Consider the following 26,366-nt stretch of genomic DNA (forward strand, 5'->3'; position numbering starts at 1 on the left):
CCAGCGACACAAATTCAAGGTCGATTCGATGTGTTCAACTTGTAACGTTGTAGGTTCTAACTTGAACTTGTATGCTTTTAACATTGATTTTTCACCCTCTCTTTTGCTGATTTTCAAACGTTCTCAGACCTTCGCCCCTTTAACTGTTGCCAAGCAAAGTAGAGTGAAATCACCACTAGCGCTCCAATGGCGATCGGCTGTACGTAGGGGGCTGCTGCTGTTTTAATATGGTCATAATTATGACCCAACTGAATACCCAAGTAGACAAATAATATCGACCAAGGAATAATGGCCAATGTGGTATACAAGAGAAATTTCCGAAGAGACATCCCCGCAATTCCTGCTGGAATGGAGATCGCATGACGGACCACAGGAATAAAGCGGGCACCAAAAATAACCCCTGTGCCGTATTTATTAAACCATATCTCAGAGAGATTGATATGTTTCTCCTGAATCAATAGATACTTCCCGTACTTCGCTAAAAAGGGGCGTCCACCATAGTAGCCGATCCAATACAAAAATAGCTGTGCCAACGTACCGCCAATCGTGCCAGCAATGACCACTCCAACATAACCAACTTCTCCTCGACTTACTAGATAGCCACCATAAGCTAAGACAATTTCACTAGGAATGATTTCAATCATCAAACCAATAGAAACGCCTAGATAGCCTAGATCGGTCAACCACATTAACACTTCATGTATAAATTTCTGCAAGATGATGCCTCCCTTTATCTAGCCTAGCAAAGGATGAATACAACGATGTGAATAATAGTCAATCCCGTATCTATACTACCAGGATGGATACAGATAAGCGACTAAATCTGGGAATAAGAAAGACCGATCTTATAGATCGGTCTTTCTTTTTCATCAGCGTTCTTGTCCCTTTTTCTTCTCTGTATCATCGTCCATCATACCGGATGTGGCATTCTTAAACTCGCGAATCGACTTACCAATCGAACGGCCCAACTCTGGTAACTTATTGGGACCAAATAAAAGCAATGCTACCAAGAGAATGAGGATTATCCCAGTAAGTGTAGGAGGATGCATCCTCTGATCGCCTCCTTCCGACTATTGTCGGGAGTCATTTTTTCAAGTGAAATGGGACAGTAGAGACAATAATATCCTTGCGAGCTAAGAGGATAAACCGAATGACCAACGCTGTTTTGTTGTGCAGCAGGCTATGCCACCAACGACGTGGGATGAATTGTGGAATCAACACGGTCACTTGCCGGTCACCTACGTATTTCGGCAGTTTATCGATGAAGCGAAGCAACGGCCGAGTCACGCTACGATAGCGCGAACGCATAATGACAAGCCGGATATCCGGGCACCACTCGTTCCATTTGCCTTTCATCCGCTTGGCATCCTCTTCGTCAAATGCAATATATAAAGCTACCACATCGACATCGAGAGAGCGAGCATAGGAAACCGTATTGCGAACAACTTGGTTAATCCCACCCACAGGAAGAACAATCATCTGCTTTTTAATCTGGGGCTTTTCCGCCGAGATGTCAATACGCAATTCATCTGCCACAGCGTTATAGTGTTTATATATCCTAGAAAACATGTAAACAAACACGGGCAGGATGACGATAATAATCCAAGCACCCTCAGTGAACTTCGTTACTGCAAAGATCAGCAATACGATAAAAGTGACGATCGCACCTGTTAAGCTAATTGCCAATCTACCTTTCCATCCCTGGGGTTTCCTTTTCAACAAGCGTTGTACCATGCCTGATTGGGCCAATGTAAAGGAGGTAAATACCCCAATCGCATACAGGGGAATCAAGCGCTCTGTATGCCCATGGAAAGCAATGATCAACAAAATAGCGGCTAACGAGAGAACGATAATCCCATTGGAATAATTCAACCGGTCCCCACGAGCGGTAAACATCCGAGGCATCATCTTATCCTTGGCCATAATGGATGCCAATAGAGGAAATCCAGAATAGCTCGTATTGGCTGCCAGGATGAGAATCAACGCTGTCGTTGCCTGGATAAAAAAGTAGGGTGCTGTCCGCCCAAAGGTCTCCTCAGCAATTTGAGAGATCAGCGTCTCCTCTAGCACAGGGGTTAAGTGGTAGAGATAAGCTAAGAGACTAATTCCACCAAATAAAACGGCCAACAAAATCCCTAGGATAACCAGGGTGCGACCAGCATTCTTCCGCTCTGGTGCACGAAAAGTCGGGGTAGCGTTGGATATGGCCTCAATCCCTGTTAAGGCTGAACAACCTGATGAGAATGCTCTAAGAAGTAGAAACCATGTTAACCCTTCAGGAAAATGGCTGGTTATTGGAGGTGGAGTTCCACCCCCATCAACAAATAGTATCTTAAAGCTACCAACGATCACTAGCATCACGATACTTATGATAAAGAGATACGTAGGAACGGAGAAAATCGTCCCTGACTCCTGCAAACCCCGAAGGTTCAATACCATGATCAGGAGCACAAAACCGCAGGCAATCGCCACTCGATGATCATGTAGTATCGGAAAAGCCGACGTGATGGCAGCTGTTCCTGCTGTCACACTTACCGCAACGGTCAAAATATAATCGACGAGCAATGAGGCACCCGCAACGGAACCTGCAAACCATCCCAGGTTGTCCATCGAAACGATATAGGCACCACCACCACCTGGGTACTCATCGATAATGAGGCGATAGGAGATGATCAACAGAGTTAGTAGACCAACGATGGCTAAGGAAATCGGCAACGAATACCAAAGGGCAAATGCCCCAGCTACAACAAGTACCCCCAAGATCTGCTCGGTTCCGTACGCAACTGAAGAGAGAGCATCAGAGGAAAGAATCGGCAAAGCTTTCCACACAGGTAATTTTTCTTCCTGTAATTGCTCTGTCTTTAAAGGACGTCCGATGATCGAGGCCTTAATTTTTGTTAATAACATGGTTTCCCATTCTTCACCTTTCGAGCGGCCATGAAGGCATTACCGATCAGGCTGCCTCTGTGCCTGCTCTTAGTTCTTTGATATAGCTCTTTCCTTGCGTTTCATCATATTCGCCCTCCCACTTGGACATGACAATCGCAGCGAGAGAGTTACCAACCACGTTCACAGCCGTACGAGCCATATCCAGGAGTCGATCAATTCCTAGTACAAAGGCCATCCCTTCAGGCGGAAGCCCTACTGAGGACAACGTAGCCAAGAGAACAACAACCGCTGCACCTGGAACACCCGCTATCCCCTTAGAAGTTACCATGAGTATGAGTAAAATGGTGATCTGCTTTTCGATGGAAAGATCAATCCCATATAGCTGCGCAATAAACACCACAGCAATCGATTGATACAACGTGGAGCCATCGAGGTTGAAAGTATATCCCGTCGGAATCACAAAAGAGGTGATTGCTTTAGGACATCCGAAGCGCTCCATCTTTTCCATCACTTTTGGAAGTACGGTTTCCGAACTAGCTGTGGAATAAGCTAATAACAATTCATCTTTTAGAATACGCAGGATATCAAACAATTTCACCTTGACAATACGTGCGACTAATCCAAGCACAAGGATAACAAATAGGATCATAGCTCCATATACTACGAGCATTAATTTACTCAGTGGGACGAGAGATTGAAGCCCAAACTGAGAAACCGTTACACCAATCAGCGCAAATACACCGAGCGGAGCGACTTTCATCACTTGGTTTGTCACGTGGAACATCGTATCCGCTACACCCTGGAAAAAGTTAAGGACTGGTTTCCCTCGTTCACCAATCGCTGCCACTCCTAATCCGAACATAACGGAGAAAAAGATGATGGGTAGCATCTTCCCTTCAGCCAATGATTGGAAAAAATTCTGCGGTACAATGCTGACTAGGATCTCTACCAATCCATGATCCTGACTCTCAGTAGATTTAGCCGTATCCATATAGCTACTTAAGTCACCTTTAGTGAGAGAGTCTGTATCGACTCCTGCCCCCGGTTGAAAGACGTTAGCCATCAACAAACCAACCACAAGGGCAACAGTTGTAATGATCTCAAAGTAGAGAATAGTTTTTCCGCCTAGTCTACCAAGCTTTTTGCTATCTCCTACCCCTGCTACACCCACAATCAAACAAGAGACAACGATTGGGATCACAATCATTTTGATCAATTGGATAAAGATATCACCAATAGGTTGTAGGTACGTTACAGCGGTTTCATTTTTATAGAAAATAGCCCCCACTATAACCCCCGCAACTAGCCCGATGATGATCTGCCATGCTAAGCTAATACGTCTCATCTGTTTCACCTCTTTGATGTCAAAATCTCTATGCGGTTCGTAACATGAAAAAACCACAGAAGTGGTTATCTATGGTTTGCCATAAAAAAGCATACACCACTCCTCTACCAACGCCTACGGGGTTAGCTGACGGGTTCGGGTAACGGAAGAGTTCATCCCTATCTGCATGATAACGCAGAATTCACCCCTAGATCTCGGGTCCCCCATTCTCTTCAGATTCGGCGGTTGAATGGATTTGAGAGTCTTCTATTTTGTTAGTGACACTACTACCATTATAGAGGGTTTCTCCAAAAAGAGAAGACTTCTTTTGCAAAAAACCACTTACATCCATTTATTACTATATTTAAAGAAATGATTACGCTTGTATCCATCAAAGTTAAATCTTCACTTCAAGTTAGGTTTAAAAAATTTTATCTATTTTGGTTAACCAGTAGACTCTAGCAAAAAATAAGCCATCTTCCAATGAAGATGGCATCCTCATCGTTAGTTACTAGGTGCTATTTTAAGCTCTTTCAATAGTTGATCTGTTCGCAATCCCTGTATCGGTACTCCATCGATCACTGTTACAGGAACCCCTAGAAAGCCCATCTCCTTTACTTCTTCCAAATACTCTGGTCGACTTCCACAATCTTTCACTTTATAAGAAACCCCATGATCCGTAAGAAACCGCTTCACCATATTACATTCGATACAATGAGGTTTTGAGTAAACAATCACATCCATCTAACGTACCTCCTACCTACTTTGTACTATGTACTAGTTTTCCTCTTACTTACTTGGATTCATCGTTTTTATTCCAGTAGTGCTCTATACCCATCGCGGACACTTCTAGATCGAGATTCAATATGGTAAATAGACCATGCTTCTGTGGAATCCCCTGTGCCAACAGATAGGAATGATAATGATTCTTGAGTCGTTCTTCGACTCCCTTTGCTCCTTCTCCTTCCTTGAACGCTTTCGATGCTGTATCGATAAAGCGATCCAAACCATCTAACACTTGACGATAAGCCTCCGCAGGATTGTCCATCATCCCAAAGTGACCAAAAAATAATCGTTCTGGCCCGATTGTTTCAAATCGAGCGATGGAATTGCGCATCGCATCCGGATCAAATTGATTGGGCGAAGTAGAGGGAAGACAAAATTGAAATCCATACTCTTCCGTCTGTTGATAATAGATTCCGGCTGTATCCCCTGTAAATATTCCCTTGGATACTGGGTCGAAAATGCTAAAATGGTGTGCAGCATGTCCTGGACTATTGATAAATTGCAGAAGATGTCCCTTACCGATATCCAGGGTATCCCCATCCTCACGGATCAAAATACGCGCTGGATCAATCGGTAAAACAGGGTCAAAAAGGGAAGCAAACTGATCACCATATACCATCTTCGCTCCCTCAATCAAACGGCTGGGGTCTGCTAGATGACGAGCTCCGCGAGGATGAACGACCACACGCGCATCAGGACAGCTTTGACAAAGCAGCCCTGCTCCACCCGCATGATCTAGATGGATATGGGTCACGATCACATTTTTCACATCTTCCGGTGCATAGCCTCTTTCCTTTAATCCTTCTAGGATATATGGAACTGAAGGACTTGGGCCTGTTTCAACAAGGGTTAGTTCCTCTGCTTCTATCACATAAATCCCTGTACGGCCAGCCATGCCAAGGTCATAGCCTTCAATCATAAAGATATCAAATCCCCAGTCAATAATCTGTATCGGCTGCATACTCTACCCCTCCCATCCCGATCTTATCTATCTTCATCTTATTAGAAGATAGGACCATATGCTAGGCCCCAAGAAATAAACCCGGTGCTGAGAGCACCGGGTAATTTTCATTTATGTTTTCATCCGTGGGTCCAAGATATCTCGCAAGCCATCTCCTAGGAGATTAAAGCCCAGTACGGTAAGCATAATAGCTGAACCGGGAAAAATCATCGTCCATGGTGCGGATTCAATATACTGCCGGGAATCCGATAGCATTTTCCCCCACTCAGGTTCTGGTGGCTGTGCTCCTAATCCGAGAAAGCCAAGAGCTGCTGCTTCAATCACAGCAATAGCAAAATTAAGTGTTCCCTGAACCATGATGGGGGTCCAGGAGTTGGGCAGAATGTGCTTAAAGAGGATACGTCGATCCTTCATCCCGATCGCCTTAGCGGCTAACACAAAATCCTCCTGCTTGATAGCCAGTACTCGTGAGCGCATGAGACGACCAAAGGTAGGCACGTTGATAACCGCGATCGCGTACATTGCATTTTCTAAGCTGGGTCCCAGCATGGCTACGATAGCAATCGCTAGCAAAACTCCTGGAAAGGCCAACAGGATATCAAACACCCGGGAGATTAATACATCTATCCAGCGGCCATAATACCCTGCCAACAATCCTAAAAGAGATCCCACGATGATCGAACCCGTCACAGCAAAGAAACCAACCCAGAGTGAAATGCGCGCCCCATTAATTACCCTAGCAAAAACATCTCGACCAAGATCATCTGTACCAAACCAATGAACTGCCGAGGGGGCTTCTAATCGTGAATTGGCATCCACTTGATTGTATCCATAGGGTAAGAACAAGGGACCGATAACAGCGATCAAAAGAATAGACAATACAATTACGGCACCGATCACCGCTGATCGACTCTTAATAAAGCTTCGCCAGACATTCCCTAGTGGACTAGCTGCTTCCGCCTTTGGTTCTCCCGTATCAGGCATCGGACTAGGTGTAGGACTCGTTAGAGAGGTTGAATTGGCTGACATCACTGGCTCACTCCTTTCCATATTGAATGCGTGGATCAACCCAGGCATACAACAAGTCGACAATCAGGTTAATAATGACAAAGATAAATGCAATCAATAGAATGCCAGATTGGATGACCGGATAGTCACGGTTGTTGATCGCTTCATAAACATAACGTCCAATTCCAGGCCAGCTGAAGATGGTCTCCGTCAAAATAGCCCCACCAAGCAATAGACCCATCTGAAGGCCGAAAACTGTCAAAATCGGAATAAAGGCGTTTCGCAGAGTGTGTTTATAGATGATTAAAAACTCACTAACTCCCTTTGCCCGAGCCGTACGGACATAATCGGAGCTCATCACTTCCAACATACTAGAGCGGGTCATCCGAGCGATATAAGCCATCGGGATCGTCCCTAAAGCAATCGCCGGTAGAATAATATGCTGCAACGCATTGCCAAAGGCTTCCAAATCACCCTGGATGAGTGCATCGAGAAAATAAAAGTTGGTAATCGATTCGAAAGCCATCCGGGGATCAATGCGACCATTAGAGGGTAACCAACCAAGATCCTGAGCAAACACCCACTGTTCCATTAACCCCAGCCAAAAGACAGGCACCGATACCCCGATAATTGCAATTACCATCGCTGTATAATCCAACTTTGTGTTATGTTTCCAGGCAGCTAAAATCCCTAGATTCATTCCAAAGAAAATAGCAATCAACATCGCCGCTAAGGAGAGTTCCATTGTCGCAGCGAGATAGGGACCTACTTCCTCAGCCACAGGTGTTTTGGTAATGAAAGAAGTACCTAAATCTCCCGTCATAATTCCCTTTACATAGTCGAGATACTGCACAATCATAGGCTTGTTTAATCCCATACTCTCCTTCAATTGAGCAACTGCTTCTGGTGTCGCCTTGTCTCCTAGGATCGCCTTTGCTGGATCGCCAGGAATAGCATGAACGATAGAGAAGGTAATGATGGACATTCCGATTAAAACCGGAATCAGCATCAGCAGTCTACGAAATGTGTAGGATAGCAACGTCGATTCACCAACCTTTCTAAACCATCAATATCAGATAAGAAAAAAGAGCAGCATTGCGCCATTCCGCAACGCCGCCCTTACCTTTACTTCTTGATATCTACTTGAGCTAACTTGCTATAATTAATCGGATGGGTAAAGTTCCCATTCCCTACATAGGTCTGATAGGCGATACCTGGCGTTGAGTGAACGAGAGGCACCCATGGAGCATCGTCCTTGATGATTTTTTGTGCTTTTTCGTAGAGCTTCGTCCGTTCATTCTTATCCGTACTACGTTGCGCTTTCATCAGTAACTTGTGCAATGGTTCACTCTTATAGAAAGAGATGTTACCTGCATTCGGTGTACGCGTATTATCTTTATCTAACAAGACATAGAGGAAGTTATCTGGGTCTCCATTATCCCCACTCCAACCAAAGAGAGCCGCTTCGTGTTGGCCCTTCCCAGTCTTGTCCAGATAGGTTTGCCAGTCGAAGGAGACGATCTTCACATCGACACCAATCTTCTTCCAATCAGACTGAATCACCTCGGCCACTTTTCGGCCATCTGGCATATATGGCCTTGGATCGCTCGGAGCATACAGTTCCAGCTTAAAGCCCTTTCCATAACCCGCTTCCTTCAATAACTTCTTCGCTTTCTTCAGATCGTAGGGATAATCCTTTATCTGTTTGTTGAATCCCCAAATGGAATCTGGCATGGGGTTAATCGAGGGAGTGGCTAGTCCTGAATAGACGCTCTTAATAATTGATTTTTTGTCGACAGCATAGTTCAGGGCTTGACGCACCTTTTTATCCTTGACCGGTGTATTTTTACTCATGTTAAAGGAGAGATAGCCCACGTTCATTCCTTGTTGTTCGGCCAACTTCAGTTCGTTGTTTTTCTCTACTGTTTTTGCATCATCAGGATTAAGGCCGTCCATGACGTCAATTTCACCCGATTTTAAAGCAGTGAAGCGGGCACTGTTATCCGGCATGGATTTGAAGATCACTTTATCCAGCTTGGGGTAACCTTTTTTCCAATAATCTTTGTTCTTCAATAAGGAGATCGTATCGTTTTTCTTCCAACTTTCAAATTTAAAGGGACCCGTCCCCACAGGTTTTTTACCAAGACCCTCAGGATCTGCTTTGATTGCTTTTGGAGAAGCGATAGCAAAAGCCGGCATGGCTATATTAGCAAGGAATGGTCCTTGGGGTTCATTTAGTTTAAATTGAACCGTGTTCTTATTTACTGCTTTCACACTCTTGATCACATGCCCTTTATCTCCCTTATATCCACCAAACATATAGCCGTAATAAGGGAATTCCCCACCCTTATGATAGGGGTTCTTTTTATCCATCCACCGTTCAAAGTTGAAAGCGACTGCCTCTGCATTGAAGTCGGTACCATCCTGGAACTTCACACCCTTTTTCAGGTTAAAGGTCCATGTCTTCTGGTCTTTGGAGGTTTTCCAACTCTCTGCAAGAGCAGGGCCAACTTCCGTATTTTCATCCTTGTAGTCCACTAAGGTATCGTAAATATTTCTGGTTACATTTAATGATTCGCCATCGGTTACCTGAGCAGGATCCAGGGACTTCGTATCTGCCCCACGCCCCCAAATCAATGTTTTGCCCTCAGCTTTATTACCACAGGCAGCTAGGATAATAGATAATACAAAAACCAATGCAATCCCTAAAATCATAGATTTACGCAGGTTCTTCAATGGGGTAACCTCCCTAAGTTCTTTTGAAAGATCGTGAATGATTCTTACTTTTCCAAGAGATGACATGCTGCAAAATGATTTCCGCCATAATTTTTAAAGCTTGGACGAATTTCGCGACAGATATCCATTACATGGGGGCAACGAGTATGGAAGGTGCACCCTGATGGCGGATCCGCAGGGCTAGGTACATCCCCTGAGAGAATGATTCGCTCTCGTTTCGCCTCAGGATCAGGGGTAGGTACAGCGGAGAGAAGGGCTTGCGTATAGGGGTGAAGAGGATGGTCATATAACTCATCCCTGTCTGCCAATTCCACCATCCCGCCGAGGTACATCACTCCTACTCGATCACTAATGTGACGCACCACACTAAGATCGTGAGCGATAAATACATAAGTGAGGTCATACTTCTCCTGGAGGTCCTCCATCAGATTCAACACCTGGGACTGAATGGAAACATCCAGTGCTGAAACAGGCTCATCCGCTATAATCAGCTTCGGTTGCACAGCAAGTGCACGCGCGATCCCAATGCGCTGACGTTGACCACCGCTAAATTGATGGGGATACCGCTCACCATGATAGGGATCCAACCCTACGACAGAGAGTAGCTCCTTCACCTTCTCCCCTCGCTCGCGACGATCACCCAGCCCATGTACCTCCAATGGTTCAGCAATGGCTAATCCTGCTGTTTTACGCGGGTTGAGGGAGGCAAAGGGATCTTGGAATACCATCTGAATCTCACGACGCATCCGACGCATCTTCTCCCCTGAAAGGCTCGTGAGGTCTTCTCCTTCAAAAGTGATGGACCCCGAGGTTGGTTCCTCCAGACGCAGAATGCTTCGCCCTGTCGTCGACTTACCACAGCCAGATTCACCTACGATGCCAAGAGTCTCCCCTTTTCTCACAGTAAATGAGACATCATCCACTGCTTTGACTTCCCCGACTTTTCTACCAAAGACTCCCCCACGGATCGGGTAGTATTTCTTTAAATGATTAACTTCCAACAATTTCTCGGGTGCGGTCACGATCCGTTTCCTCCTTCTCTTCACCGTCGTGTAACCAGCATCGACTCGTATGCTGTTCCTTTGCTATTTCAAAGAGAGGGGGATTACTTTGTAAACAAATCTCATGAACATGTTCACAACGAGGGGCAAACCGACACCCAGTGGGCATCTTCCTCGGGTTTGGCACATTTCCAGGTATCGAATACAATCGTTCGCTTCGTTTATCCAATTGGGGAATAGAACGGAGTAACCCCATCGTGTAAGGATGCTTAGGATCGCGGAAGAGAGTATGGACATCCGTCTCTTCTACTACTTGTCCTGCATACATCACTACCACTCGAGAACACATCTCTGCCACAACACCAAGGTCGTGGGTAATTAATAGAATCGATGTTCCCTTTTCTCGATTGAGCCGTCGCATCAGATCTAAAATCTGTGCCTGGATGGTCACATCAAGGGCTGTCGTCGGTTCATCTGCAATCAATAGTTTAGGCTCACATACCATCGCCATCGCGATCATCACCCGTTGCCTCATTCCGCCAGACAACTGGTGGGGGTACTCATTTAAGATACCCTTCCGTGATATCCCTACCTCCCGTAATGCTTCCTCAGCTCGCTCTCTTGCTTCTGTTTTCCCAACTTTCCGATGTTGACGAATTGCCTCTATCATCTGACTCCCGATGGTAAAGACAGGGTTAAGGGAGGTCATCGGTTCTTGGAAAATCATCGCTATGTCGTTGCCACGCACCTGGCGCCAATCCTTTGCATTCAATTGAGTCAGGTTGCGCCCAGCAAGTTGAATCCTACCGGCTTCCACTTTTCCAGGAGGCGTAGGCACCAGCCCCATCACCGAGAGAGAGGTTACACTTTTGCCACAGCCGGACTCCCCGACCAAGCCAACAATTTCTCCCTCACCCACAGTGATATCAATTCCATCAACCGCCTTCACGACTCCTTTGTCCGTGTGGAAATGCATTTTGAATCCTTCGATTTCAAGTAAGGTTTTCGTCATGAAGACACCTCAAATCCAAAGAAAATTAAGACAATAATTGCCAGTAATTCTGCTAATCATTATGAATTCTCTTTCAAATGGTTATATTCGATGGACCTTCCCCAAATTCCTCTCTCCTCCTTTATGTTTAAGTATACAGATGAATGCAAATCTTCCACACTAGTCCCCCATACACCTTTATGCCTAAGAGCTTGTCCCCTAGACCTATCTCATTTCCATCATAATTTAAAATTCTCTACATCTCAAAAATTGTCCATCAAATATTGTAACCATTCTTCGCCGGGTAAGAACATTTTATACCATATAAAAGTCTACGTATAGATTAATATCAAGGAAATAACATCCATTATACTATTGCATGAACCATTCATCTCGTTTCCTACCTTGAAGTAAGAGAGTTCATCCACTAGAATAAACACAGTTGACTTACCTTATGTAGATCGAATGATTCCCAATAGGAGGCTTCATAATGAAACCTACAGAAAGCCACCCCCCTGATCTTACCCATTTTGTATCCAATTTGGACCAAAATGTATATGCCATTTACAACCTTCCCGAAGAGGTAATTGCTGTCATTTTCGCGTACGTCAGTCGAAGCCCGGCCAGTTTTCGCGATAACCTGGCAAAATTATTGCAAGATGATGAGTTAGGTGTAAGCTCCTCTGCTGGTGGAATGGCGACAGCTTACTCTGAAAAAGCCGCTCATTTTCATGAAAAATGGGTCGTTGGTTATGGTCATTCCAGTGTTGCTGAACATGCCGTCGCCCATCTTGGTGTAGAAAATATCAGTCGACTAGCCTCTGCCGAACTTGAGTTGGCCAATACCTTCAATAGTTTCACCGAATACAGCCAGCGCTATCAACGCCCTAAACGTGGTCAATTCTACACACCTATCGAGCTAGAAGAGAACCTTTCCGCAAAAGAAACCTTTCTCGACTTTCAAGACAAAGCATATGACACCTATGAAGCCCTTCTTGCCGGTCTAATTCCTTATCTTACAACCGCCCTGCCACCTGAAGAAGGAGAAAGTGAACGACGACACCGCTCTCGAGTAGAAAAGATCGCCTTTGAAGACGCTCGTTATGTGCTTACACTCGCTACTTCTACCAGCTTGGGTATGAGTGGTAATGGACGCGCCCTACGGGATACGCTCGTACGCCTATTATCCAGCACTCATCAAGAGTCCCAGGCATTGGCTCGTCAGTTGGAGAAGGAAATCAGTCAAATCATTCCTACTCTTTTGAAGCATGTACGACCCAATGATTATCTGCTCAAGACTCGGGAAGCTCTTCGAAAGGAAAAAGTACATACTCCAACCACTCATCAACGAGGACAAGCCTATGACGGTCCTACTGCTACCTTTATCAACCTACCTGACTACGAACAGGCACTCACACTTCTGAGTCAACAACTTCTTATTAGTGAGCATCGTCTTTCTCATGGGCAAGCGAAGGATGCCGTAGCAACTTGGAGTCGTTCTGAAAAAGAACGCTGGCTAGATCATGCACTCTCGCAATTGCGTTTCTTTGACAATCCATTGGACCTTTTCCGTCATCTCTCTTATCATTTTGAATGCTCCATTTCAGAGGCGAACTGGCATCAACTGTTACGCCATAATCGTGGTACTCACTTCACCTTTGGAGAGCCAACGATTAACTTAGGTTATACCATACCTCCTCATATCAAAAAAGCAGGTCTTACTGACTTCTATCAATCCTTTATCGAAGAAGCAGATAAGGTGGTAAGCCTGTTAGAAGAAGTGTGCCCAGTAGCCGCTCCGTACTGTATCACCAACGCTCATCATCGCCAAGTGATAGCGACCGCTAGTCTATGGGAGTTATACCACCTAATCAACCTGCGTACTTCCCCAGAAGCACAATGGGATATTCAGCAACTTTTTGAGCACCTCGCTAAGGAATTGGAAAATAATCATCCTGCCCTCGTTCGCCATGCAAAACGGCGCTTATAATTTAATTTCTATTTCTATTAACCCCCATATATTAGGGGTTTTTTTCATATATAAAAAAGAAATCGCAAAATTTATATTTCATTGACATTGAATAATATGTATAATGGATGTGCAGTCCTTTTGTAAAACAATATTTACCAATTATAAGGAGGAGTTCAATGCTTTCCAAGAAGAAGTGGTTGCTAGCCCTCATGCTTGCCGCCGTTCTGATCATCCCTACTGCGGCTACTTCCTATGCATCATCTGCTGCTATCGTTGGTGATCAAACCGCCAGCAAGCAAGATGTTAGCACACAAGACGAAGAAAAAACCGTTGTCACTGCTTCAGGTACCATTGCAGACGTTCGTGGCTATGACGATGAAAAAGAACACCAACACATCTTAGTGGATAACCTGAAGGTTGAAGACGTCGAAAATGGGGATGCATCTCAAATCCCTGATCGCGCTTTTGTTTCCATTCGTATCGATCAACAAGGTACCGATGGTGAAATCCCCGACCTTAAAAAAGGCGAGCCGATCAAATTAAAAGGGGAATTCATCCCAGAAGATGAAGCATACAAAACTCCCCATAATTGCTGTGATGCGGTTATCCACTTTGTTCATGATCCACTAGGTTACATTGAATACGGCGGTAAGGTTTACAAATAATCTGTCATTTCCTCTCGGTTTGGGTGGTGTATTCTCCACTCAGCCGTTTTTTTGTGGCCTTTTTTCATCACGAGTAACCTTGTCGAATTTCAGTTGATATTGTCACTCTATTGACAAAATAATGAATAGTTTACTAGAATACCGAGGAGGAAAAAAATCTCATTTTGGAGGGGCCATCATGCAAAATCGATTTTTGCGTTCTGGGTTTGTCCTCACTTTAGGTTTGGGGATGCTGTGCACCACCACCGCCTTTGCTACACCGATTCAAACCAATCAGATTGCGGACGAAATCAACAAGGATCGCATCTACAATCATATCGCAAAACTTGCTAACAAAGATAATGCCCGCGTAACTGGCTTTGATGGCGAACATCGTGCAGCCGACTACATTGCCAAGAACTTGAAGAAATCCGGGATCAAAGTGGATCGACAAAGATTCCCCATCATGTCGTATATGTCCCACGGTTCTGAACTAAAAGTGGACGGAAATAAAATGGAGTCCCAACCCTTCACATACACACCTGGAACCGATAAAAAAGGAATTACTGGTAAAATCGCCTTTGCCGGCCTAGGTCGAGCAGAAGATTTTCAGGGGAAAAATTTAACGGGTAAGATCGCATTAATCCAACGCGGTGAGATTACCTTCTATGAAAAACAACAACAAGCCGCGAAGGCAGGTGCAATCGGCGTCCTTATCTACAATAATGTGGACGGTAGCCTAAATGGTACCCTTGGCACACCTGGGGATGTTCCTACCCTCGGTCTAAGCAAAGCAGATGGAGAGGCCTTACTTGCGAAAGTTCAATCCAAGAAATCGATCACCGCAACGATGAAAGCCGATATCGAGATGAATCCTAGCTACTCGCAAAATGTGATTGGTACAATTAAAGCAAAGCAAGGCAACACAGCAAAGGCCAAAACCATCGTCATCGGTGCCCACTATGATGGTGTAGATACTCCTGCTGCAAATGATAACGCCTCGGGTACATCTACTCTTCTTGAAGTTGCCAAAGCACTTTCAGATGAAAAACTTCGGCAAAACATTAGAGTAATCTTCTTCGGCGCTGAAGAAGTAGGTCTAGTTGGCTCCGCACGGTATGTAAACTCCCTCAGTGCAGAGGAAAAAGGGAATATTGCAGCCATGATCAACATGGATATGGTTGGAGTAGGTGACACCATGGGATTGATGACTGCTGATCCTAACGCCACCTCCTTCGTCGCAGACAAAGCAGAGGATTACATCAAGACCTACAATTTTCCCTATGAGCGCTCCTCTTCTACCCGTAGTGATCATGCCTCCTTTGAAGAGGTCGGAATTCCAGTGGCCTTTCTAAACTGGCACAGTGACCCCTACTACCACTCGGATCAAGATACCATCGATAAAATTAGTAAAGGCAATCTCGACAAAATGGGGAAACTGGTTACACTCCTTACCCGTAACATGGCCTTAGAAAAGAAACTGGCTTCCCCAGGTAAAGAAAATGTCAAAACTCTTGGCAAAACCAAGTTTCCTGTACCAGGTGAAATGAGAAAATAATCAGCCTCTCTAAACAATACTATAATTAAGGAGCATCCTGAACGTATCATTCAAATCGGATTGCTCCTTTTTTTCTTTCATAACTAAATATACATATGAACCGTATTCATCAGTTTTGTTATTGATTAATCAATTATTTTTTCGGGAACTCATCTTTCCTTTCAATGTGTGTATCGTATTCCAAATTCCCTCTTGAAAGGGTGTCGCACGCACAGGTCCAATCATCCTCTCGTATTTGTCTCCACTCAATACAAGCGGCTCTTCTGTTAAATATAGCATTTCCACAATCTCCTTCATTACCGGCACAACAAGTCCGAGTAAAGACAGTCCACCTCGACCGAGCGGAATGACGGGTTTGGAGCTTCCACTTGCCCGCCGTGCTATTCGCACGATCTCCCTACCTGAAATCAGACCCGTACCAGGTATATTCCAGTTCTCACCCTCACCATATGCTTCGTCCTTAGCGGCAAGCTCTGCGATCATAAACGCTGCGTCTGGCAAGTAAATAAATTCTCGTGGGACATGCATGTTGCCAATAAAAGATGCCATCTTGCCAGCTGCAATAGCTTTGATTGTCGAGCCCAGATAAGAAGCCTCGTTTGCCGTTGGACCATAATAATCGGGCAAGCGGACGATCATTACCTTGGCTTTGTTCCATCTGTTTTCGAAAAGCATCTTCTCGTAAGCAAGCCTTGTCTTTCCTTTTTTAGTATGCGGTTGCTTCGGGTGCTCCTCAGAAACACGATCCATCTGTTTCCTTCCATAGGGATAAATACCGTCGACCGCGACTACCTTCAAGCCTAGCTGGTTGGCTGCCTCCATCACTGATTCTCCTAAAGGAATCAACTTGCTCTCCATTTCGTGATAGGGTACATTTGCGCAATGAAACAGTACATCCGCACCTTCCGCCGCTTTAACGATGTCAGAAGGACAGAAAGCATCACCTGTAGCAATCGTAATATTCTCCAGATTACCGATCCTAGCCCTAAGTTGCTTTAGTTTCTGAAGAGATCTTCCGAAAGCGACAGTTCGAATCCCTCTCTTAGCTAGCTCTTCCGTAATCGCAGAGCCAGTACCGCCAGTTGCTCCTATAACAATCACTTTTTCCAATAGAATCACCTCATCCTTAAAATTGTGATTGATCAATCACTAACTAATGATAATGTATCATGTTGTAAGTGATCGGTCAATCACAACTTCCCCTAAAAATCACACTTCATTTTTCCATCAATTCGGGCATGTCTAGCACTGTCGAGATGTTGCACAGCATCCCCCGTGCCAGAAACAGCATCGTCCGCTCCTTAGAGTTCGGAATGCCAGCATCGCGAAAGGCGTCCAAGACGATACGACGAACTTCCTCGAATCCTTTGCGCATTTCTTCCCGGATTGAGTTTTCCTGAATCGTCTGCGCCTGCATTTGAAGTAGTATTTCATTCTGATAAGAGTCCAATATTTCATCATATGCTCGAATAAGGTCAGACTCCAGTTGTTCAGACAATGAGGACTCCATGACTTTACGGAAAGAATCTATCACTCGTGTCCAAGATACCTCCAGCGCCGCGAGTAATAAAGCTTCTTTTGAAGAAAAAAAACGAAAGATATACGGCTGCGATATTTTGGCCCGTTGTGCGACTTGTGCCGTCGTTGCCCTATAGTACCCAATCTCTGCAAATACCTCAATCGCCGCAGAGATTATCTCCGCTTTGCGATTAACTGAGGTTGTATCAGATTTTCCCATCGGATTGCTTCCCCTTTTCAAGTTAGTGATTCATCAATTACTTCTCTATTATATACTAATTAATTCGTCAATGATACGGTGAGTAAAAAAAGACCCCATATAGGGGTAAAAGAATACCGCGGGTCCTAATATGGCTCTTTTTTTCCATTATTGCGGTCTACCATAGTAGTCATAACGATCCCCGTTTACCGGGTCACTTGGGTCAAACTCAGGAGACCCCTTCACATTATCTTTCACAAGGTCTACATGGATATGGGCATCTGCGGAATTCACCCTTTGAATCGAGGATTTCTCAATCATTACCTTTTTACTCGATAGCCAGTTACCCGCATCTGCCACAAGGTAATGGACACTCCAACTGTGATCATCGATGATGAAGTCATTAACCTGCCCAAGTTCTCCATCATGGGTTTTTAGCGTATACCCGATTAATGCCCGTAACGATAAGAGCCTGGAATCATCCAATCCGTTCTCCATATGATCGAAATCATTGGGAGGGGATGAACGATTTTCCCTTTCAACACTATAGGTTGAGGAGAGTAACTCCCCTGGGATCATCCCACCACCCCATAATCCGGCACCTCCCCAATAAGTTGGCCAACCATAGTGTCTATGGAGATCTGTTTCTGTACGACGTGAAAGAGGCTGATCTGCATCTACCTCTGGACTATTCTTCACCTGCTCTTCCGACAAGGAAAGGATGACTTGTTGTTGCTCCCAATCCACCTTATCAATAGCAATTGGAGAAATCAGAACACGTTGACGACTAAAGAGAGTTCCCACATCCACCACTAAGTAACGCAGGGTCCATTTCTCATCATCCATCCAAAACCCATCTACCTTACCAATTTCGCCATCTACAGCGGATACAGTGGTTCCTTCAATCCCCTTCGCACTGACCAACAAGGTCTTCTCCTCCTTTTTCATCGATAGTTTCTGTTGTTATAGATTGTTTTCCCTTTCAAATATTTTGCAAACATTTAATCTTTTTATCATCAACAATTTATCACAGAAAATAAAAAGGTCCCAATCCCTCGATACAAATAAGAGCCTATAACGAATACATATCCGGTCCCTTCACCAAGGTAGAAACCGTCTTTTTTTACCCATCACTTCTTCATAAGGGATCGCTTCTGCTAATGCTTTCTCCTCAATAGGGATTCGCAGAGTAAGCAGCACCCATGCGTTAAGTAAGCTAATCCCAAGTGCTGTCCACCATGCGTTAAAAATAAGGGGTAGGATAAATAATTCGAGTATGACCACTAAATAGTTTGGATGGCGAAGATAGCGATAGGGTCCCCTGAGTACGGGATGATGACCGGGAATAACAAAAATTCGGATGTTCCAGTACCGTCCAAGCGAAAATAAACACCAGATACGAAACACCTGAACGATCAGAAAGGCAGTCAAGGGAATGGTCCACCAATCTGGCGCAGTGCCGCCTCTTACTTCTGTTTCGATTAGTAGACAAAGAAAGAAGAGAAGATGGACACCCACGATGATCGGATAATGCTCTCTTCCGACCTCATATCCTCCCTGAGCGATAGCCCAGCGAGTATTTGAGCGTGCAATGAGCAGTTCACCCACCCGTATCAATAGGACTCCCATCCATAGCCACATCAGCCCAGACTCCATGGTGCTAACTCTCCCTTCCCCGTCACCATTGCAACAGCATCATTTCTGAACTAAAACCTGGGCCAAGAGCAGTTAAAAGACCATAGTTTCCCTCTTGATGTTCTTGCCCCAACTCCTTCTCCAATACAAACAAGACGGTCACAGAGGACATATTGCCATACTCCCCCAATACAGACCGTGAAAGTCCTAAAATATCGGGAGCAAGTCCTAAGGTTTCTTCATAGGCAGAGAGTACCTTCATCCCCCCTGGGTGGGCGATCACCCTATCCAATCGATCGATCTCCAAACCACTCCGGGAAAGAAACCCTTCTACCGCTGGCCGAACTTCCCTGCGAACTAACGTTGGGATATCTCTGGAAAAGACCACTCGCAAACCATCATTGTCTACTTCCCATCCCATAACATCTAACGAATCCGGCCATGTGGTACTCAATGTATCAATAATCTGCGGGCAATGGATCACTTCTCGCCCAAGAGGCACTTGATCCCCGATCATCAACACGGCTGCCGCCCCATCCGCAAAAAGTGAGGTAGCCACTAAGTTACTCTTAGTTCGATCTCCTCTACGAAAGGTGAGGCTGCATAATTCTACGGCTAACAACATCACACGACTCTCAGGAAAGGCACGGGCATATTCGTAAGCACGGGCCAGCCCTACTGCCCCCCCTGCGCAACCTAATCCCCAGATCGGTGTGCGCTTCACATGACAGGAAAAATCGAGGCGGTGGACTAATCTCGCATCAATACTTGGAGTCGCAATTCCTGAAGTAGAGACAAAAAAGAGATGATCGATCTCTTGTGCAGTGACACCTGCTGCCGCTAAACATCGTTCTAATGCTAACTCTCCTAAATGGCAAGCGGTTTCCGTGTAAGCATCATTTCGCTCAGAAAATGGTCGCTCCTCTTCAAACCACTCCCGCGGACGTGCTAAACGCCTTGTCTGAATCGTTGAGTTTTCAAAAATTGGTAGATAACGGTCGATATCGCTAAATGTATCTCTAAATAACTCCCTTGCAAACTCTCGAGCTTCCTCCTGCATTAACGTATGTTCTGGGACAGCTGTCCCAACAGAGACAATACGCGGCACATCGTTTCCTCCCACTTGGATAAAGTGTACGTCATCGATGCCTATAGCGTGTCCCTTGGATATGGAAACATACACCAAGCTCTCTCACTGTCTTTCTAACAAAAAAACCTCCATCAAGGAGATCTTTTCGTTTACATCGTGGTTGCTTGGATTTCCCCTGTGTCTACTCCTGTTGAAAAATCCGCATCGATGGGTAACCACATGGTAACAGCGGTCCCTTTACCCAGTTCACTATCGAAGGTTAACGTCCCGCCATGGTGATGAACGATTTGTCGCGTAACCATAAGGCCAAGTCCTGTACCTTCTTCCTTCGTCGTAAAGAAAGGATCACCCAATCGCTTTACATGCTCGGGAGCGATTCCTCTCCCTTCGTCGGTCACTGTCAGAGTAGCGCCTTCTTGATCTCCCTTTAATCGAACGTAAAGAGTTCCACCTTCATCCATCGCTTCCATCGCATTTTTCAATAAATTCATGATGGCTTGTTTCACCTGATTGGCTTCACAGCGAATTTTAGGAAGGGGCTTATCAATTTCAGTAACGATCATCAATTTATGCAGATGAGCCTGGCTCTGTAATAAAGTAAGTACATCCGTCAATAAACCTAAGGGGTCCTCTTCTGCCACTCGAATCGATTGTGGTTTCGCTAATAGAAGGAACTCTCTGGAAATACAATCAATGCGATCGATTTCCTTCAACATAATCTCACGCACTTCATCCTTTTCAAACTGAAGCTGGACAAAGCCACGTAGAGCGGTTAAGGGATTGCGAATTTCATGAGCAACACCTGCGGCCAACTGACCCACTATAGTGAGCTTCTCCGACTGTCTCAGCTTTTCTTCCGTCTTTTTCCGCTCACTGATATCGCGGATAATCGTGATAAAGATCCAACTCTCGATCTTTCCCCCAAAACTATAGGAGATTTCTACGGGAACCAGTGACCCATCCTTCCTCATCATCTGTACTTCCGCAGTATCGCTCGGATAAACGATATGGGTCTCACTCCACTGCCGATCCAATTTCTCTTGATATCGTTCATGAAGGTCTTGAGGCAGAATCATGGTGAAGGTTCTACCTACTGCTTCTTCTTCTGTATATCCGAAGATTCCCTCTGCACCGCTATTCCAAGAAAGAATCCGCCCATTACAATCGCACACAATAACCCCATCCTGAGCAGATTGAACAACAGAACCGAATTTAGTCTCCGAAAGAGCCAGCGCCTCTTCTGCTAACTTTACATCGGTAATGTCCTGAATAGTCCCCCACACTTTACAGGGACAATCTCCACGCCCCCACTCTACTTCTCCTGTCTGGCGAACCACTCTCAGTTCCCCATCTGGACGCCAAATCCGAAATTCCAGATCAAGCCCACCACCCATAACAGCTATATTCACCTGCATTGCTACCTTTTTTTTATCTTCAGGGTGGATGCGTGAAAACACGGTCTTCATGGGGATGGCACCATTAGGATAATCTTCAAACCACCGTGTGATTTCCTCGGAACAAATCAGATAATCACTGTGGAAATCCCACTCCCAATTACCAAATTGAGCCAAACGAGCTGCTTGTACCCGTGCTCGTTCGCTACTTCCCTTCGCTTTAATCGCCTTCACTTCACAGGTAACCTCCCGCAGAGTTACTAATGTCCCACGGGTTGCATCTTTTTCATCTGTGGTTTGCGTCCCCTCCACCCAACGTAGGGTGCCATCTGGGCGGTGAATCGGTACCGGCTCTATTAAATAACCACCTGGGAGCAATTCATCCACCCGCATGCCACCCAACTCTTCGCGACCAAAAAAACCCATTGCTGCCCGATTTGCATATAAAATGATTCCCTCTGAACTAACCCAAAGAACTCCTTCTGACAACTGCTGCAAAAAACGCCTACCCTGGGTCAGTAAGAACTCTTCTTCGATGTACAACCCGGGTTTCATCGCATACCCCCCTGGCACAAAAGCTCTTTTTATAATATTTATCACAATTTACGCAGTTTTACGCGTTCGATCACATGATCTGCTCCTTTTTCCAAGATGAGCCGTGCTCGATTTTTTGTTGGTAAAATATTTTCTTCTAAATTGGGTAGGTTGATTTCCTGCCAGATGCGAGTGGCTACCTCTACTGCTTCGGAGTCGGATAAATCAGCATATCGCCGAAAATAAGAACGAGGATCCTTAAAAGCGGTTTTCCGCAGGATATGAAATCGTTCCACATACCACCGTGCAATCTCCTCCTTTGGTGCATCCACATAAATAGAAAAATCGAGAAAATCGGATACAAAAAGAGAAGCACGCTCTTGCCCTTCTACATCCAAACTTTGTAGGATGTTTAACCCTTCTACGATTACAATATCCGGTTGACGGACCACTTTCTTTTCATCATGCAGAATATCATAAGTGAGGTGGGAATATACAGGAGCAGTGACCACAGGGCTTCCAGATTTTACGTTTGAAAGAAAGCGAAGGAGTTTTTGACGATCAAAACTCTCAGGAAAACCCTTGCGGTGCATAATGCCTCGCTCTTCCAATACAGCATTAGGATATAAAAAACCATCCGTAGTAACCAATTCCACATAAGGATGATCTGGCCAACGACTTAATAATGCTTGTAGGACACGGGCCGTCGTACTTTTTCCTACAGCGACACTTCCTGATACTCCAATCAAAAAAGGAACCTGAGGGCTAATATCACCTAAAAAAAGTCGGGTAGCCCGATAGGTGTCTTGATTCTGTGCGAATAACACATTTAATAAGCGAGATAAAGGCAAATAAAAGTCCGAAACTTCCTCGAGGGATATCTTTTCATTGATTCCCCGTAATTTCTCTAAATCCTTTTCGTCTAAGGTTAGAGGCACCGATTCACGCAACGACTTCCATTCATCACATCCGAAGGTGAGATACGGTGAAAATGGTGAGTAGGCAGGCATACCATCGTCTCCTCGTCAGTGCATTCCATGACGGCCTCGCCGTCTATTGCTCCTCGTATTCTACCATTACTTATGTCATTATAGGAAACTATCCTGATTTCACTACCAACGACGTAAATTTAACGCTCAGGAGTGATAAAATCAACCAGATAAATAAAGGGTTCTGACATTGGCTCAAAAAAACGGACGTCTCATGAAGACGCCCGTTTTTTTGAGCCAACCTCTTGCCCATCCTCTACGCTACATATTATAAATCCATAGTAGTCACCTTTCTCTCAATCATGCTCATCCAATTAATCGAATCATTATTTTTCCGCCACCCTTTTGGTAGCACATCACATGATTTTGACCAGTTGGCCAACATATCTCCGCATCATGAAAAGGGTCCGCTGTTCCATTTAAATGGGTCTGGGTATCATTGAGCACTTCATCTAACGAACGACTAAACTCTGTATCCGCCAGAGAATGTCCATTAATCGTCTGCATCCCGATTCGGGTCATCTCCTGATAACATTCCCGCACTCGATTAGTCAGATCATCCATCAATGCTTGATCAATACTAGACAATTGAAACTGCTCCTGATTTCCCTGCATGGTATCCCCCCTTGCTCCCAGGATGTCACCATCCTTCTCTCTTTATTCAACCACCCCACTGGTTCATTTTTTTATTAAAAAGGTCTTGAAAGTCAAAGAAGGTCAGAGTATAATGTCGTACAAAGGTCAAGGTTAGTCAAAGTCAATGATATGTCATCCATTGTAGGAGGTATGTCACATGCAATGCCAACACTGTAAACAACATCAAGCAACAGTAGACCTTCATCTTCAAGTGAATGGTCAAAAGAAACACTTATTCCTTTGTCAGGAATGCTATAACCAAGTTAAAAATCAATTAACCTTTCCCGCTGGTTTCCCTGGCGGTCACCCTTTCCAAGATTTTATCCAATCATTCACAGGACACCAACCCAACTCTGAATCGACTTCTAATTACAATAAACAAAAACAATCCACAGGTGGCCATGGCGGAGGCCTCCTTGATCAATTAGGCAAAAACCTTAACCAGGCTGCTTCAAGTGGCTTAATTGACCCTGTTGTTGGTCGCGATCAAGAGGTGGATCGTGTTATTGAAACCCTGAATCGACGGAATAAAAATAACCCTGTCCTAATCGGTGAGCCTGGTGTTGGGAAGACAGCAATCGCTGAGGGATTAGCCCTGCGAATCACCCAGGGACAAGTTCCTCAGAAGCTAAAAGATAAACAAATTTACCTATTAGACGTTGCATCCCTAGTGGCTAATACCGGCATCCGGGGGCAATTTGAGGAACGTATGAAACAATTAATTACCGAACTACAAGAACGTCAGCAAATTATCCTTTTTATCGATGAAATTCATCAATTGGTAGGCGCAGGCTCTGCCGAAGGCTCCCAGGATGCTGGCAACATCTTAAAACCTGCCCTCGCCCGCGGAGAACTTCAAGTGATTGGAGCCACTACCTTAAAAGAATATCGTCAAATCGAAAAGGATGCTGCTCTAGAACGTCGTTTTCAACCGGTGATGGTCAATGAACCTTCTATAGAAGAAGCGATTCGTATTTTACAAGGACTGCGCAAGAACTATGAAGATTACCATAGCGTGGCATACACAGAGGATGCCATTCGTGCCAGTGTTCAACTCTCCCACCGCTATATCCAGGATCGCTTCCTTCCTGATAAGGCGATTGACCTAATGGACGAAGCAGGTTCCAAAATCAATCTTACAAGTGTAACGGATAGTGGTGCTGAATTACGTGAACAACTGACTCAGATCACTGCTGAAAAGGAAGTTGCGACCCAGCGAGAGGAGTATGAACGTGCTGGACAACTTCGCGATGAAGAACGTAAGCTGGAGGAACAATTAGAGGCTATAGCGGACCAAACCCAGCGTCCCGTCGTAGATGCTGAGACAATTCAACACCTCGTTGAATTAAAAACAGGCATCCCTGTTCGTCGACTGCAAAAAGATGAACAAAATAAAATGAAGGGTCTTGCTGAACAGTTAAACGCCCAGGTCATTGGACAAACAGATGCTGTAGAAAAAGTAGCTAAAGCCATCCGGCGCAATCGAACCGGCCTACGCAAAGGCTCTCGTCCTATCGGCTCCTTCCTCTTCGTGGGCCCGACAGGTGTAGGGAAAACGGAATTGGCCAAAACCCTAGCCCAAGAACTTTTTGGAGATACAGATGCCATGATTCGCTTGGATATGAGTGAATTCATGGAGAAGCATACCGTCTCCAAACTTATCGGGTCGCCCCCAGGATATGTGGGCCATGAGGAAGCTGGACAATTAACCGAACGTGTACGTCGCAATCCCTACAGCATTCTATTATTGGATGAAATCGAAAAGGCCCATCCTGATGTCCAACATCTCTTCCTACAGATCATGGAGGATGGCCGTCTCACAGATAGTCAAGGGCGTACCGTTAGTTTCCGTGATACCCTCATAATCATGACCAGTAATGCTGGAGTAGGCATGAAACCTAAAATGTCCATCGGTTTTGGCAACAGTCCTACTGAAGAAAAACCAACGGAAATTCTAGAAAGCCTTGCTGACTATTTCCGTCCCGAGTTTCTCAATCGACTGGATGGGATTATCTCATTCCGATCCCTATCTCAAAAAGACTTACTCCGTATCGTCGATCTAATGCTTCATGATGTAATAGAGGTCGCAGAGGAACAGGGAATTAACCTTACTGTTACAGATTCAGCCAAACTGAAATTGGCCGAACTGGGATATCACCCTGCCTTTGGCGCACGACCCCTACGTCGTGTCATCGAAGAACACGTGGAGGATGGTATCGCTGATCACATGCTCGATAATGATGACGTAACTTCCATCCTTATCGATGCAAGTGATGAGAAACTAACGATCATGGCGAATGTAACCAGTGCCTAAGGTTCATGCAAAATAAGCCGTCGAATCTATGATGGCTCCTTCGATAGCTAGAGTGTGGAGAAACTGCGTTTGATAACTCCGCACTCTTTTTTTGTGGTCATTTCCAAAAATTCAATTAAGATTAACATAGTCTCTATCTTTTAACCCTAACCCTTCGTTATAATGTAAAAAACGGTATTAGTTATCT

The 26,366-nt window shown here is 45.0% G+C and carries 24 protein-coding genes and 1 riboswitch; of the genes, 4 read left to right on the forward strand and 20 right to left on the reverse strand.

What is annotated here, in order from left to right; all coding sequences use genetic code 11:
- The 12 genes from BLV90_RS16840 to BLV90_RS09610 form a co-directional block, all read right to left on the reverse strand.
- The coding region (locus BLV90_RS16840; RefSeq protein WP_218142297.1) for a helix-turn-helix domain-containing protein at positions 1–84 on the reverse strand (84 nt) is incomplete at its 3' end.
- A gap of 29 nt (positions 85–113) precedes the next feature.
- Positions 114–716 (reverse strand): undecaprenyl phosphate transporter UptA, encoded by a 603-nt coding sequence (gene uptA / locus BLV90_RS09560; RefSeq protein WP_425433874.1) that lies wholly within the window; start codon positions 714–716, stop codon positions 114–116.
- A gap of 153 nt (positions 717–869) precedes the next feature.
- Positions 870–1,049 (reverse strand): twin-arginine translocase TatA/TatE family subunit, encoded by a 180-nt coding sequence (gene tatA / locus BLV90_RS09565; RefSeq protein WP_091739909.1) that lies wholly within the window; start codon positions 1,047–1,049, stop codon positions 870–872.
- A 34-nt stretch (positions 1,050–1,083) separates the two neighbouring features.
- On the reverse strand, positions 1,084–2,907 hold the full coding sequence (locus BLV90_RS09570; RefSeq protein ID WP_091739912.1) for an APC family permease: 1,824 nt from the start codon (positions 2,905–2,907) through the stop codon (positions 1,084–1,086).
- A 46-nt stretch (positions 2,908–2,953) separates the two neighbouring features.
- A complete protein-coding gene (locus tag BLV90_RS09575; RefSeq protein ID WP_091739915.1) occupies positions 2,954–4,234 on the reverse strand; it encodes a cation:dicarboxylate symporter family transporter in 1,281 nt (426 codons plus the stop codon).
- A 97-nt stretch (positions 4,235–4,331) separates the two neighbouring features.
- Positions 4,332–4,468, reverse strand: a riboswitch (cyclic di-AMP (ydaO/yuaA leader).
- Positions 4,469–4,717: 249 nt separating this feature from the next.
- Positions 4,718–4,957, reverse strand: coding sequence for a glutaredoxin domain-containing protein (locus tag BLV90_RS09580; RefSeq protein ID WP_091739918.1), 240 nt, complete (start codon positions 4,955–4,957; stop codon positions 4,718–4,720).
- 49 nt (positions 4,958–5,006) lie between these two features.
- Entirely contained in the window at positions 5,007–5,960 is a 954-nt protein-coding gene (locus BLV90_RS09585) for an MBL fold metallo-hydrolase (RefSeq protein WP_091739921.1), read from the reverse strand.
- A 111-nt stretch (positions 5,961–6,071) separates the two neighbouring features.
- On the reverse strand, positions 6,072–6,989 hold the full coding sequence (locus BLV90_RS09590) for an ABC transporter permease (RefSeq protein WP_425433875.1): 918 nt from the start codon (positions 6,987–6,989) through the stop codon (positions 6,072–6,074).
- A 7-nt stretch (positions 6,990–6,996) separates the two neighbouring features.
- Positions 6,997–8,007 carry an ABC transporter permease gene (locus BLV90_RS09595; protein WP_218142294.1) on the reverse strand — a complete coding sequence of 337 codons (1,011 nt, stop codon included), beginning with the start codon at positions 8,005–8,007 and terminating at the stop codon, positions 6,997–6,999.
- Between the two features lie 86 nt (positions 8,008–8,093).
- Positions 8,094–9,683 (reverse strand): ABC transporter substrate-binding protein, encoded by a 1,590-nt coding sequence (locus BLV90_RS09600; RefSeq protein WP_091740275.1) that lies wholly within the window; start codon positions 9,681–9,683, stop codon positions 8,094–8,096.
- Between the two features lie 65 nt (positions 9,684–9,748).
- A complete protein-coding gene (locus BLV90_RS09605) occupies positions 9,749–10,726 on the reverse strand; it encodes an ABC transporter ATP-binding protein (RefSeq protein ID WP_091739927.1) in 978 nt (325 codons plus the stop codon).
- Positions 10,695–11,717, reverse strand: coding sequence for an ABC transporter ATP-binding protein (locus BLV90_RS09610; protein WP_091739930.1), 1,023 nt, complete (start codon positions 11,715–11,717; stop codon positions 10,695–10,697). Before BLV90_RS09610 ends, BLV90_RS09605 begins: the two co-directional genes overlap by 32 nt.
- Positions 11,718–12,186: 469 nt before the next feature.
- On the opposite strand from BLV90_RS09610, the gene BLV90_RS16250 reads away from it, so the two are divergent.
- The 3 genes from BLV90_RS16250 to BLV90_RS09625 all read left to right on the forward strand — a co-directional run bounded on the left by BLV90_RS16250 (position 12,187) and on the right by BLV90_RS09625 (position 15,870).
- The gene (locus BLV90_RS16250; RefSeq protein ID WP_177167986.1) at positions 12,187–13,686 is read left to right on the forward strand and encodes an FAD-dependent thymidylate synthase; all 1,500 of its coding nucleotides are present in this window, start codon (positions 12,187–12,189) and stop codon (positions 13,684–13,686) included.
- Positions 13,687–13,844: 158 nt separating this feature from the next.
- Positions 13,845–14,333 carry a hypothetical protein gene (locus BLV90_RS09620; RefSeq protein ID WP_091739933.1) on the forward strand — a complete coding sequence of 163 codons (489 nt, stop codon included), beginning with the start codon at positions 13,845–13,847 and terminating at the stop codon, positions 14,331–14,333.
- Between the two features lie 178 nt (positions 14,334–14,511).
- On the forward strand, positions 14,512–15,870 hold the full coding sequence (locus BLV90_RS09625) for a M28 family peptidase (RefSeq protein ID WP_177167987.1): 1,359 nt from the start codon (positions 14,512–14,514) through the stop codon (positions 15,868–15,870).
- A 129-nt stretch (positions 15,871–15,999) separates the two neighbouring features.
- On the opposite strand, the gene BLV90_RS09630 is transcribed toward BLV90_RS09625, so the two are convergent.
- The 8 genes from BLV90_RS09630 to BLV90_RS09665 form a co-directional block, all read right to left on the reverse strand.
- On the reverse strand, positions 16,000–16,980 hold the full coding sequence (locus tag BLV90_RS09630) for an SDR family NAD(P)-dependent oxidoreductase (protein WP_177167988.1): 981 nt from the start codon (positions 16,978–16,980) through the stop codon (positions 16,000–16,002).
- Between the two features lie 106 nt (positions 16,981–17,086).
- Complete coding sequence (locus BLV90_RS09635; protein ID WP_091739938.1) at positions 17,087–17,608, reverse strand: TetR/AcrR family transcriptional regulator; 522 nt, start codon at positions 17,606–17,608, stop codon at positions 17,087–17,089.
- A 147-nt stretch (positions 17,609–17,755) separates the two neighbouring features.
- Positions 17,756–18,514, reverse strand: a complete 759-nt coding sequence (locus tag BLV90_RS09640) for a PRC-barrel domain-containing protein (protein WP_091739941.1) — start codon at positions 18,512–18,514, stop codon at positions 17,756–17,758.
- Positions 18,515–18,685: 171 nt separating this feature from the next.
- On the reverse strand, positions 18,686–19,243 hold the full coding sequence (locus BLV90_RS09645; RefSeq protein ID WP_091739944.1) for an isoprenylcysteine carboxyl methyltransferase family protein: 558 nt from the start codon (positions 19,241–19,243) through the stop codon (positions 18,686–18,688).
- A 22-nt stretch (positions 19,244–19,265) separates the two neighbouring features.
- Positions 19,266–20,330: a type III polyketide synthase gene (locus BLV90_RS09650; RefSeq protein ID WP_091739947.1), complete on the reverse strand. Its 1,065-nt coding sequence runs from the start codon at positions 20,328–20,330 to the stop codon at positions 19,266–19,268.
- Between the two features lie 131 nt (positions 20,331–20,461).
- On the reverse strand, positions 20,462–22,261 hold the full coding sequence (locus tag BLV90_RS09655; protein WP_091739950.1) for a PAS domain S-box protein: 1,800 nt from the start codon (positions 22,259–22,261) through the stop codon (positions 20,462–20,464).
- A gap of 41 nt (positions 22,262–22,302) precedes the next feature.
- On the reverse strand, positions 22,303–23,250 hold the full coding sequence (coaA, locus tag BLV90_RS09660; protein WP_091739953.1) for a type I pantothenate kinase: 948 nt from the start codon (positions 23,248–23,250) through the stop codon (positions 22,303–22,305).
- 285 nt (positions 23,251–23,535) lie between these two features.
- Positions 23,536–23,844, reverse strand: a complete 309-nt coding sequence (locus BLV90_RS09665) for a hypothetical protein (protein WP_091739956.1) — start codon at positions 23,842–23,844, stop codon at positions 23,536–23,538.
- Positions 23,845–24,022: 178 nt separating this feature from the next.
- On the opposite strand from BLV90_RS09665, the gene BLV90_RS09670 reads away from it, so the two are divergent.
- Positions 24,023–26,179, forward strand: coding sequence for an ATP-dependent Clp protease ATP-binding subunit (locus tag BLV90_RS09670; RefSeq protein WP_091739959.1), 2,157 nt, complete (start codon positions 24,023–24,025; stop codon positions 26,177–26,179).
- The last annotated feature ends 187 nt before the right edge of the window (positions 26,180–26,366 follow it).

The sequence above is a fragment of the Marininema mesophilum genome, from assembly GCF_900106775.1.
GTDB classification, from domain to species: Bacteria; Bacillota; Bacilli; order Thermoactinomycetales; family DSM-45169; genus Marininema; species Marininema mesophilum.

Excerpts from the sequence above, each read along its gene's own strand:
- tatA (WP_091739909.1), bottom strand. The coding sequence starts at position 1,049 with ATGCATCCTCCTACACTTACTGGGATAATCCTCATTCTCTTGGTAGCA.
- BLV90_RS09570 (WP_091739912.1), bottom strand. The coding sequence starts at position 2,907 with ATGTTATTAACAAAAATTAAGGCCTCGATCATCGGACGTCCTTTAAAG.
- BLV90_RS09575 (WP_091739915.1), bottom strand. The coding sequence starts at position 4,234 with ATGAGACGTATTAGCTTAGCATGGCAGATCATCATCGGGCTAGTTGCG.
- BLV90_RS09580 (WP_091739918.1), bottom strand. The coding sequence starts at position 4,957 with ATGGATGTGATTGTTTACTCAAAACCTCATTGTATCGAATGTAATATG.
- BLV90_RS09585 (WP_091739921.1), bottom strand. The coding sequence starts at position 5,960 with ATGCAGCCGATACAGATTATTGACTGGGGATTTGATATCTTTATGATT.
- BLV90_RS09590 (WP_425433875.1), bottom strand. The coding sequence starts at position 6,989 with ATGTCAGCCAATTCAACCTCTCTAACGAGTCCTACACCTAGTCCGATG.
- BLV90_RS09600 (WP_091740275.1), bottom strand. The coding sequence starts at position 9,683 with ATGATTTTAGGGATTGCATTGGTTTTTGTATTATCTATTATCCTAGCT.
- BLV90_RS09610 (WP_091739930.1), bottom strand. The coding sequence starts at position 11,717 with ATGACGAAAACCTTACTTGAAATCGAAGGATTCAAAATGCATTTCCAC.
- BLV90_RS16250 (WP_177167986.1), top strand. The coding sequence starts at position 12,187 with ATGAAACCTACAGAAAGCCACCCCCCTGATCTTACCCATTTTGTATCC.
- BLV90_RS09620 (WP_091739933.1), top strand. The coding sequence starts at position 13,845 with ATGCTTTCCAAGAAGAAGTGGTTGCTAGCCCTCATGCTTGCCGCCGTT.
- BLV90_RS09625 (WP_177167987.1), top strand. The coding sequence starts at position 14,512 with ATGCAAAATCGATTTTTGCGTTCTGGGTTTGTCCTCACTTTAGGTTTG.
- BLV90_RS09635 (WP_091739938.1), bottom strand. The coding sequence starts at position 17,608 with ATGGGAAAATCTGATACAACCTCAGTTAATCGCAAAGCGGAGATAATC.
- BLV90_RS09645 (WP_091739944.1), bottom strand. The coding sequence starts at position 19,243 with ATGGAGTCTGGGCTGATGTGGCTATGGATGGGAGTCCTATTGATACGG.
- BLV90_RS09655 (WP_091739950.1), bottom strand. The coding sequence starts at position 22,261 with ATGAAACCCGGGTTGTACATCGAAGAAGAGTTCTTACTGACCCAGGGT.
- coaA (WP_091739953.1), bottom strand. The coding sequence starts at position 23,250 with ATGCCTGCCTACTCACCATTTTCACCGTATCTCACCTTCGGATGTGAT.
- BLV90_RS09665 (WP_091739956.1), bottom strand. The coding sequence starts at position 23,844 with ATGCAGGGAAATCAGGAGCAGTTTCAATTGTCTAGTATTGATCAAGCA.
- BLV90_RS09670 (WP_091739959.1), top strand. The coding sequence starts at position 24,023 with ATGCAATGCCAACACTGTAAACAACATCAAGCAACAGTAGACCTTCAT.